The organism is Streptomyces lydicus (assembly GCF_000717345.1).
Taxonomy (GTDB): Bacteria; Actinomycetota; Actinomycetes; order Streptomycetales; family Streptomycetaceae; genus Streptomyces; species Streptomyces lydicus.
The window spans coordinates 120,613-130,955 of the sequence record NZ_JNZA01000022.1; the positions used below are offsets into that span (position 1 = coordinate 120,613).

The 10,343-nt window shown below is 71.6% G+C and carries 7 protein-coding genes; 6 read left to right on the forward strand and 1 reads right to left on the reverse strand.

The window, feature by feature from the left end:
- Positions 1-15 precede the first annotated feature (15 nt).
- The gene (locus OO62_RS21810; RefSeq protein ID WP_033269190.1) at positions 16-1,803 is read left to right on the forward strand and encodes a non-ribosomal peptide synthetase; all 1,788 of its coding nucleotides are present in this window, start codon (positions 16-18) and stop codon (positions 1,801-1,803) included.
- Between the two features lie 58 nt (positions 1,804-1,861).
- On the forward strand, positions 1,862-2,608 hold the full coding sequence (locus OO62_RS21815; RefSeq protein WP_033269191.1) for a thioesterase II family protein: 747 nt from the start codon (positions 1,862-1,864) through the stop codon (positions 2,606-2,608).
- 4 nt (positions 2,609-2,612) lie between these two features.
- Here the strand turns inward: OO62_RS21815 and OO62_RS21820 are convergent, their stop codons facing one another.
- A complete protein-coding gene (locus OO62_RS21820; protein WP_051733504.1) occupies positions 2,613-3,872 on the reverse strand; it encodes a hypothetical protein in 1,260 nt (419 codons plus the stop codon).
- 301 nt (positions 3,873-4,173) lie between these two features.
- Here OO62_RS21820 and OO62_RS21825 point away from each other — a divergent pair, with 301 nt between their 5' ends.
- From OO62_RS21825 to dnaK, 4 genes are all read left to right on the forward strand, one after another.
- Positions 4,174-6,093, forward strand: coding sequence for a B12-binding domain-containing radical SAM protein (locus OO62_RS21825; protein ID WP_206738435.1), 1,920 nt, complete (start codon positions 4,174-4,176; stop codon positions 6,091-6,093).
- A 188-nt stretch (positions 6,094-6,281) separates the two neighbouring features.
- Entirely contained in the window at positions 6,282-7,487 is a 1,206-nt protein-coding gene (locus tag OO62_RS21830; protein ID WP_033269192.1) for a cytochrome P450, read from the forward strand.
- 187 nt (positions 7,488-7,674) lie between these two features.
- Positions 7,675-8,727, forward strand: coding sequence for a type III polyketide synthase (locus tag OO62_RS21835; RefSeq protein ID WP_033269193.1), 1,053 nt, complete (start codon positions 7,675-7,677; stop codon positions 8,725-8,727).
- Positions 8,728-8,912: 185 nt separating this feature from the next.
- Positions 8,913-10,343, forward strand: a 1,431-nt coding sequence (gene dnaK, locus OO62_RS21840; protein WP_033269219.1) for a molecular chaperone DnaK, incomplete at its 3' end; no start/stop codon positions are given.

Consider the following 10,343-nt stretch of genomic DNA (forward strand, 5'->3'; position numbering starts at 1 on the left):
TCATGGAGTCCGTTCATGGCTGACCCCGGTCGGGAGCCCCTCGACGCGCTGGTGCGCTTCCGGCAGGCGGTCCGCGCCCACCCGGACCGGATCGCGGTACGCGCCGGCGAGGAGGCGCTGACCTTCGACGAACTCGACCGCCGCACCGGCGCGCTGGCCGGCGAGCTGGCGTCGCTGGGCGTGGCCCGCGGCGACCGGATCGGTGTCGCGCTCGGCCGCGGCACCCGGCTCGTGGTCGCGCTGCTGGCGGTCTGGCGCGCGGGCGCGGCGTACGTCCCGCTGGACCCGCAATACCCGGACGAGCGGCTGGAGTTCATGTCCCGGGACGCCGGGATCCGGGCGCTGATCGCGGCGGAGGGCACGGTGCCGCACGCGTCCGGAGTGCCGCGGCTCGGAGAGCCGCGGCACAGCACGCCGTCCGGGGACATCCCCGACGCGCCGGCCGCTCCCACCCCGGACCCCCGTGACCCCGCGTACGTGCTCTACACCTCGGGCTCGACCGGCCGGCCCAAGGGCGTCGAGGTGTCCCGCGGCGGCGTCGCGGCACTGCTGGCCGCGCTGGAGGCGGCCGGGGCGTACGGGCCCCCGCCGCGGGTGATCGCCTGGAACGCCAGCGTCTCCTTCGACGCGTCCGTCCAGCAGTGGGCGCGGGTGTGCCGGGGCGACACCGTGGTCGTGCTGTCCGACGAGGACCGCAAGGACCCGGCGCGGCTCGCCGCCCTGCTGGACGCGCACGGGGTGGACGACCTCGATCTGACGCCCTCCCACTGGGAGTTGCTGCGCACCGCCCTCACCGCGCCGCGGGCCGGTGGCCGTACGCTGCGGCTGTTCATGGGCGGTGAGGCGGTGCCCGCGCGGACCTGGCGCGAGATCGCCGGGTCGGCCGGTCTGGAGGGCTGGAACCTCTACGGCCCGACCGAATGCACGGTCGACGCCACCGCCGCCCGGATGACCGGCGACACCCCGCACCTCGGCGACGCCCTGCCCGGGGGCCGGCTGTACGTGCTCGACGACGGGCTGCGGCCGGTGCCCGACGGCGGCGAGGGGGAGCTGTACCTCGCGGGGCCGCGGCTGGCCCACGGCTACGCCGGCCGGCCGGGCCTGACCGCGGAGCGCTTCGTCGCCGATCCGTTCGGCCCGCCCGGTACGCGGATGTACCGCACCGGTGACCGGGTACGGCGCCGGGCCGACGGCACCCTCGCATACCTGGGACGGGCCGACCGGCAGGTCAAGTTCCGGGGGTTCCGGATGGAGCCCGGCGAGATCGAGGCCGTGCTGTGCGCGCACCGGGACGTCTCCGCCGCCGCCGTGGTGGTCCGGGACGAGGGCCCGACGGGCGAACGGCTCGTGGCGTACTGCGTACCGGCCGGCGGCGCGGTGCTCTCCGCGGCGCGGCTGCGGGAGCACGCCGCGGCGGCACTGCCCGACTTCATGGTGCCCTCGGGCTACGTACCGCTCGACGCGCTGCCGCTGACACCCAACGGCAAGCTCGACACCGCCGCCCTGCCGCAGCCCCCGGAGGACGGCGGGACGGCGGAGCGTCCGGCCGCCGCGCCGGACGGCCCGTTCGAGGAGCTGATCGCCGCGGTGTGGTCGGAGGTGCTGGGGCAGCGCCGGATCAGCGCCGAGGACGACTTCTTCGCCCTGGGCGGGCACTCGCTGATGGCGCTGCGGGTGGTGGGGCGCCTCAAGCGGAACCTGGGGGTGGTGATCTCGGTCAAGGAGGTCTACCGGCACCCGCGGCTGCGGGACCTGGCCCGGCACGTGGAGAGCCACAACACGCCGTCCACGCCGCCCCGTTGACCTCGCCGCCGCCCCTTCCCGTACCCGTCCCCCGCTGCCGAGAAGAGAGACGCCGCCCATGCAGGACACCGTCGTGGTCCGCCCCCAGCAGGTCCCCTCGGCCTCCAGGCGGCTGATCTGCCTGGGCTTCTGCGGCGGCGGGGCCGGCTCGTACCTCGCCTGGACGGAGGTGATGCCGCCCGGCACGGAGCTGGCGGCCGTCTGCTACCCGGGCCGGGAGGGGCGCTTCGCCGAGGAATTCGCCGACGACTGGGACGCGTTGGCCACCGACGCGGTCGCCGCGGTGCGCTCCGCGGCGGATCTGCCCTACGTCCTCTTCGGCCACAGCATGGGCGGCTGGATGGCCTTCGACGTCGCCGCCCGGATCGAGGAGCAGGGGGGCCCGGTCCCGGAGGCGCTGGTGGTCTCCTCGGCCAACGCCCCCAGCCGGGGCCTCACCCCGCAGGACATGTTCCCCGCGCAGTCGCAGTCCGACGACGAACTCATGGACTGGATGAAGACGTTCGGGCTGATGCCGGACCATGTGCTCGGCGACCCGGATCTGAGCGAGATCGCCGTGGAGCTGATGCGCGCCGACCTCCGCGTCCGCGACTCCTTCTACCACCGGCAGGGCGCGACGGTGGGCGTCCCGGTGCAGGTCCTCACCGGCGCCGCCGACGAGGTGATCGATCCGCGGACGGCGCAGCAGTGGCGGACGCTGGCGCGGGGCGCCTTCCGCCACGACGAACTGCCGGGCGGGCACTTCTACACCCCCGAGGTCTGGCAGCACCTGCCGTCCCGGATCGCCGCGCTGGGGCCGTGCTGAGCCCCTAGGGAGTGGTCCGCTGTTCTTCGGCCGGGGCGGGGTCCGGCCGGCCGGCGACGGTGCGGCTCGGCGGCCGGGCCGGCGTACGGCTCCGGCCACGGGCCAGCCGCAGCTCGCCGACCGCGCTGGCCGCGGTGAGCAGGAGGGTCAGCAGCACCCCGGCGAGGATCGCCGCGGCGGGCGTCGCGACGCTCAGCACCGCTCCGGACAGCGAGGCGCTGGCGGCGTAGCCGGCGCCGACGACGGAGTACATCATCGAGTAGCCCGCGGCCAGGGCACTCTGCGGCAGCACCGCCCGCAGTCCCAGTGCCCGGGTCACCTGCACCCCCGCCTGGAGCAGCCCGGCGACGGCGAGCGCCGCCGCGATGGCGCCGAGCGCCGGGAGCAGTGCGGCGGCGGCCACGCAGCCCGTGACGCCCAGCAGCAGCACCAGGCTCTGGGTGCCGATCCGGCCCGGCCAGCTGCGCAGGCCGTAGAGCAGCGCCCCGGCCGCCGCCGCGAGCGAGTAGCCGGCCAGCAGCGGCCCGGCCCAGCCGACCGCGAGGGCGCGCTGTTCCAGGAGCGCGGGCAGCACCAGCTCCGCGAGCGCGAGCAGCGACATGGCCGCCGCGCCGGAGACGTACACCGGCCAGGCCGCGGCGAGGGTACGCAGCATCGAGACGCCGTTGCGGTCGGACGCGTCCGCCGCCCAGCCGCCCGGCAGGGCCCACAGCCCGGCGACCGAGAGCGCCATCATCGCCGCCGCCAGCAGCAGCGGGGCGTACGGGGCCAGGCCGAACGCCAGGGCGCTCGCCGCGGCCGGTGCGGCGGCCCACACCGCGTAGTTCAGGGTGGCCTCCGCGCTCAGCGCCTTGGCGACGAGACCGGCCTCGACGTGCTCGGTCAGCAGGGCGCGCAGCCCGCCCGGGGACGCGGCCGGCGCCGCGCCGGCCAGCAGCGCGAACGCCCCGAGCAGCAGGTCGGGTGCGCCGGGCAGCAGGCCGAGCCCCGCGAAGGCCGCCGCCCCCGCGCCCAGTCCGCCGGCCAGGTGCCGCCGGGCCCGGTCCGGCCGCAGCCTCGCCCCCAGCAGCGCCGCGCCGATAACCTCACCCACCACGTACACCGCCGCGAGTTCGGCGCCGAGGACATATCCGCCGGGCCGTTCCCGTACGAGGAAGACGAGGGCCAGTGGCGCCATGGCCACCGGCAGGCGCGCCGCGACGGCGACCGCGGCCCAGCTCAGCACCGGCCGGGTGAGGAGTGCGCGATAGGTGTTCCCTGCCATCCAGGGACTGTAAGTCCGCCGAGAAATGCCGGACAAGCGGATTGTGCCGCACTTCGCAATCAAGAAACGGGCGGCCGCGGCGGGGCCGCGGAAAGGTTGCCGTGGCTCACGGGGCGATGGATTACTTTCCTGCATCGCGCCGCTCCAGCAAGCCGGCCGTCCGTCCCGCCGCCACCCGTGCGACAGCGGGGACAGATGCGCAGGCCCGCATGGCTCATCCTCGGAGTTGATCACCCCTCGGGAGTTACGCATGCTCGTAAGCCAGACGGTCGTTCACGATTTTTTCCGCACCGCCGCGGACATGACCGCGGATTCCGCCCGGGAATTGATGCAGCTGCGCGAAAACCGGATCGCCGGACTGGTCGCACGGGCGGGCTGCGCCACACCGGACGACGTGCCGTGGCAGGCCCGCAATTTCCCGCTGCTCGCGGCGCTCGCCCCGGTCATGACCTCATCCGAGGGGGAAATCACCTACCCCGGTGACCCCATGTGTCTCTACGCCGCGCTCAGCGTCCCCGTCGACAGCGCGCTGCGTTCCGCCCGGCGCGGGCCGGGAACGGAAGCGCCGTTCAGCGATCTGTGTCCCGACTGGGGCAGGCCGCCGCACAAGAGCCACCGGCTGAGCGCGGAACACGGCCTGCCCTCGCAGCGGGTGAGTGCCGGCACCTCGGACTCCACGGTGTTCGACCCCCGGGTGTGGGATGCCGAGGCCCGGGCGGAACTGCGGGCCGAGGTGCGCCGGCGGCGGCCGCGGGTCTTCCTGGTCAGCACGGTGTCCCCCGGCCACCGCTACGCGCTGGAGATGGCCCGCATCGTCAAGGACGAAATGCCCGACTGCCTGGTGGTGTTCGGCGGCCGGCACATGGACGAGACGATGACGTACTCCGCCGCGAAACGCTCGGTCGTCCTGGAGTACAGCAGCACGCTGCAGGCCATCGCCGACCGGCGCACCGACGCGGTGGTCGACTTCTGCGTCAGCGGCGAGGGCCACTTCGCGCTGGACCTGCTGATGAAGGCGATCGCGCTCGCCATGGACCTGGACCGCACCCGGGCCACCGTGCCCGACGTGGTCCGCGTGCTGAAGCTGTTCGGCGCCGCGGGCGTCCGGGCGCCGGGCAACTCCCTGCTGTGCGCCCTGGACGAGGGAACGGTGCACGCCTTTCCCATCGCGGGTGAGAAGTTCGACCTGGCCGAACTGCCCTCGTCCTACCAGGGATTCGCCATCCGCTCGCGCTTCCCGGTCTTCCCGCTGCCGGACGGCACGCCGGCCCGCACGGCCCACATGACGGTGTCCAACGCCTGCCCGTACCACTGCGACTTCTGCTCCGAATCCGCCCTGGTCGTCGGCGGGCTGAAGCGCTTCCGGGGATCTCCGGCGGAAACCGCGCTGGAGCGGCTCTGCGAATACGTCAGCTACGGGGCGCAGGCCGTCTTCTTCGACGACTCGATCTTCTGGACCGGCTCCTTCCCCCTCATGCGGGAGTTCTGCGCACTGCTGCACGCGGCCCGTACCGTCGAGGGGCCGGAGAAGCTCCCCGAGGGCTGCCGCCGGTGGATCACCGACGAGGGGGACTGGGAGCGGCTGCGCAACCTCCAGTTCGGCTGCCAGGTGACCGCGGACCTGCTGACCACGCTCCACAAGGAGCAGGAGGTGCGGGACATGCTGGCGGCGTTGCGGGACGCCGGGTGCAGCTATCTCTACATGGGCATCGAGAGCATGTCGACGGAGGTCATGCAACATGTGCACAAGAACATCCGGCGCCTGACCGACTTCCCCTGGAAGGCGAAGGTGCGTACGGCCCTGGAGCGCGTCCGGGACGCCGGGATCCCGGTCGGCAGCTCGGTGCTCTTCGGCCTGGAGGGCGAGACCCGGGCGACCATCGAGGAGACCGTGCACGAGGTCGGGGCGCTGGTCGACGACGGGCTCATCGTGCTCGCCAGTCCCAACATCCTCACCTACCACCCGGCCACGAAGATCACCCGCGCCCACGGCATGCACGACAAGCTCGACTACCACTCGCCCGACATCGCCAACCGGGCGCCGTACATCTTCTTCGAGGAGGCGTTCCCCGGGGTCGTCTCCCGGCGCCTGTCCGAGGACGACATCTGGTTCATCCACGAGGAGACCGCCAAGCACTGGGGCGCCATCCGCAACTCGGCGGAACCCGACGCCAGGAAGAGCGAGCAGATGGACCGGATGGAGCGGGCCGGCACCGTGTGACAGCGAGTGACCCCGCCACTCGATTGGCGCAACCCGCCGACCGGCCGCGCGGGGCCGATGGACGCCCTGGGGGGCGGCGGGAGCGGCACTTCCGGCACCCCCGGCCGGATCGCGATGAAGATGCCCGTATATGACCTTTGAACCATGATTTCACCTGAAATGGTGCGGTCTTACTTCGGGAGGTCAACATGGAACGCGGCCCCACCGTCCATCACTGCCCGTTCGACTACGCGGAGGGGATCGAATTCGACCCCACGCTCCGGCATCTGCTGACCGAGGAGCCCGTCGCCCGCATCAAACTGCCGTACGGCGAGGGCGAGGCGTGGCTGGTCACCCGCTATGACGACGTCCGCACGGTCACCACCGACCGGCGCTTCAGCCGGCACGCCGTCGTCGGCCGGGACTTCCCCCGGATGACGCCGGAACCGATCGTCCAGGACGAGGCGATCAACGTGATGGACCCGCCCGCCAGCAGCCGTCTGCGGAGCCTGGTCTCCAAGGCGTTCGCCCCGCGTCACGTGGAGCGGATGCGGGTCCGCACCCGGCACGTCGTGGACGAGCTGCTGGACCGGATGGCCGAGCACGGCCCGCCGGCCGACCTGATGGAGAGCCTGGCCTCCCCGCTGCCGCTGACCACGATCTGCGAGGTCCTCGACATCCCCGAGGAGGACCGCAACCGGCTGCGCGGGCACGCCCGGACGATGATGAACACCGGGCTCGACAACCGGGACAACGCGGTGCGCGCCAAGGCCGACATGCGCGCCTACTTCCAGGAGCTGACGGCGCAGCGGCGTCGCGACCCGGGGGACGACCTGATCAGCGCCCTGGCCACGGCGCGTGACGGCGACGAGATCCTCAACGACAAGGAACTCACCGTCATGGCCATGGTGCTGCTGATCACCGGCCAGGACACCACCACGTACGAGATCGCCAACCTCAGCTACCTGCTGCTCACCCGGCCGGCAGAGCTGGCCATGGTGCGGGAGCGGCCCGACATGCTGCCGCAGGCGCTCCAGGAAATGCTGCGATTCATTCCCTTCCGCAAGGGCGTGGGTATTCCCCGGGTCGCCCTGGAGGATGTGGAATTGAGCGGCGTGCAGATCCGGGCGGGCGATATCGTGCACGTCTCCTATCTGACGGCGAATCGCGACCCGGAGAAGTTCGAACGGGCCGACGAGCTCGATCTGGAGCGCCAGGGCCCGAATCACATGACCTTCGGCTGGGGCGGACACCATTGCCTGGGCGCGCCGCTGGCCATCACCGAACTCGAAGTCGCCCTGGGCGCCCTCCTGGAGCGTTTCCCGGACCTGAGGCTGGCCAAGCCGGCCGACGAAGTGCCCTGGAACAGGACGGCGATCTGGCGCTATCCGGTCGAGCTGCCGGTCGCGTGGTGACGCCGGAACAAAGTCGGCGGCATGCGGACGACCACCGCCTGACTTACCGTTGTTCGGACAGTTCGAGCGGTTCGGACAAGAAATCCACCGGTTCGGGGAGAGCTCGTTCTTCGAAGGCTGGTCCGCCCGTTCCCATGCGGCGCAATTCTTGCGCCGGGCGGACCACAGTCGGCAAGGAGTGAATCCCATGGCGGTTCTGTGTAAACCGGCGATAGCCGTACCCGAACACATCATCACGCAGGACGACACCCTCGAACTCGCACGGCGGCTGCACAAGGATCATTCGCAGCTGAAACTGGTCCTCCGGCTGATCGAGCACACCGGCGTGCTCAAACGGCATCTGATCCAGCCGATCGACAAGGTGCTCAAGCACCCGGGCCTGGACGCCCGCAGCGCGGTCTACGAGCAGGAGTCCAAGGCCCGCGTGCCGGCCGTGGTGCGCCAGGCGCTGGACCAGGCCGAATTGGAGGCCCGGCAGATCGACCTGATCGTCTACGTCTCCTGCACCGGGTTCATGATGCCGTCGCTGACCGCGTGGCTCATCAACACCCTGGGCTTCCGGTCGGAGACCCGGCAGATCCCGATAGCCCAGCTCGGCTGTGCCGCCGGCGGCGCCGCGATCAACCGGGCGCACGACTTCTGCACGGCGTACCCGGACTCCAACGTGCTGATCGTCGCCTGTGAGTTCTGCTCGCTGTGCTACCAGCCCACCGATCTGGGAGTGGGTTCCCTGCTGTCGAACGGACTCTTCGGCGACGCGATCGCCGCCGCCGTGGTCCGGGGCCGGGGCGGCACCGGCGTCCGACTCGAACGCAACGGTTCGTACCTCATCCCGCACACCGAGGACTGGATCTCCTACGCGGTGCGCTCCACCGGATTCCACTTCCTGCTGGACAAGCGGGTCCCCGGCACCATGGAGCCGCTCGCCCCGGCGCTGCGCGCGGTCGCCGACCAGCAGCGGTGGAACGCGGGTGAACTGGACTTCTACCTCGTCCACGCGGGCGGACCGCGCATCCTGGACGACCTCAGCCGCTTCCTGGAGGTCCCGCCCGAGGCGTTCCGCTTCAGCCGCGCGACGCTGACCGAGTACGGCAACATCGCCAGCGCCGTGGTGCTCGACGCCCTGGGCCGCATGTTCGAGGAGGCGTCGCCCCGCGAAGGCCACCGCGGCCTGCTGGCCGGCTTCGGTCCGGGCATCACCGCGGAGATGGCACTGGGTACCTGGACGGCGGCCGCGTGACCGTCGGCCGGGCAACCGCTCAGATGCGACAAAACGTGCCATCTTGACAGTCGACCCGGCGCGATCTATTCAGGTGGTGGAGGCGGCTCACGTCCGTATCCGCAGGTGAGAGGGGCCCAGCCGCGGGCCCGGGCCCGCGGGCCCGCTCCCCGCGGCGGAGCGGGCCGCAAGGTGAGGAGCGGACCATGGCACGTGCAGTGGGTATTGACCTCGGTACGACGAACTCGGTGGTCAGTGTGCTGGAGGGCGGTGAGCCCACGGTCATCACCAACGCCGAGGGGGCCCGGACCACCCCGTCGGTGGTCGGGTTCGCCAAGGGCGGCGACGTACTGGTGGGCGAGATCGCCAAGCGCCAGGCGGTCACCAACGTCGAGCGCACCGCGCGGTCGGTCAAGCGGCACATGGGCGAGGCGGCCTGGCGCTTCCCGGACAGCGGCGACATCGACGGCAAGCGGTACACCGCCCAGGAGATCTCCGCGCGGGTCCTCCAGAAGCTCAAGCGCGACGCCGAGCAGTACCTGGGCGAGGACGTGACGGACGCCGTGGTCACCGTCCCGGCGTACTTCAACGACGCCCAGCGCACCGCGACCAAGGAGGCCGGGGAGATCGCCGGCCTGAAGGTCCTGCGGATCGTCAACGAGCCCACCGCGGCCGCCCTGGCCTACGGCCTGGACAAGGAGAGCGACCAGACCATCCTGGTCTTCGACCTCGGTGGCGGCACCTTCGACGTCTCGCTGCTGGAGATCGGCGACGGCGTCGTCGAGGTCAAGGCCACCAACGGCGACACGCACCTGGGCGGCGACGACTGGGACCAGCGGATCGTGGAGCATCTGACCACCCAGTTCAAAAACGCGTACGGCATCGATCTGGCCCAGGACAAGATGGCCACCCAGCGCCTGCGGGAGGCGGCCGAGAAGGCCAAGATCGAACTCTCCTCCGCCACCGAGACCACGATCAACCTGCCGTACCTCAGCGCCTCCGCCGAGGGCCCGCTGCACCTGGACGAGAAGCTCACCCGCTCGCAGTTCCAGCAGCTCACCGCGGACCTCCTGGAGCGCTGCAAGACCCCGTTCCACAACGCGGTCAGGGACGCCGGGATCAAGGTCTCGGACGTCAATCACGTCATCCTGGTCGGCGGCTCGACGCGGATGCCCGCGGTGACCGAGCTGGTCAGGGAGCTGACCGGGAAGGACCCGCACAAGGGCGTCAACCCGGACGAGGTCGTCGCCATCGGTGCCAGCCTGCAGGCCGGTGTGCTCAAGGGCGAGGTCAAGGACGTCCTGCTGCTGGACGTCACCCCGCTGTCCCTCGGCATCGAGACCAAGGGCGGCATCATGACCAAGCTCATCGAGCGCAACACCACGATCCCGACCAAGCGCTCCGAGATCTTCACCACGGCCGAGGACAACCAGGGGTCCGTGCAGATCCAGGTCTTCCAGGGCGAGCGCGAGATCGCGGCGTACAACAAGAAGCTCGGGATGTTCCAGCTGACCGGTCTGCCGCCGGCCCCGCGCGGCGTCCCGCAGATCGAGGTGTCCTTCGACATCGACGCCAACGGCATCATGCACGTGACCGCGAAGGACCTGGGCACGGGCAAGGAGCAGAAGATGACCGTC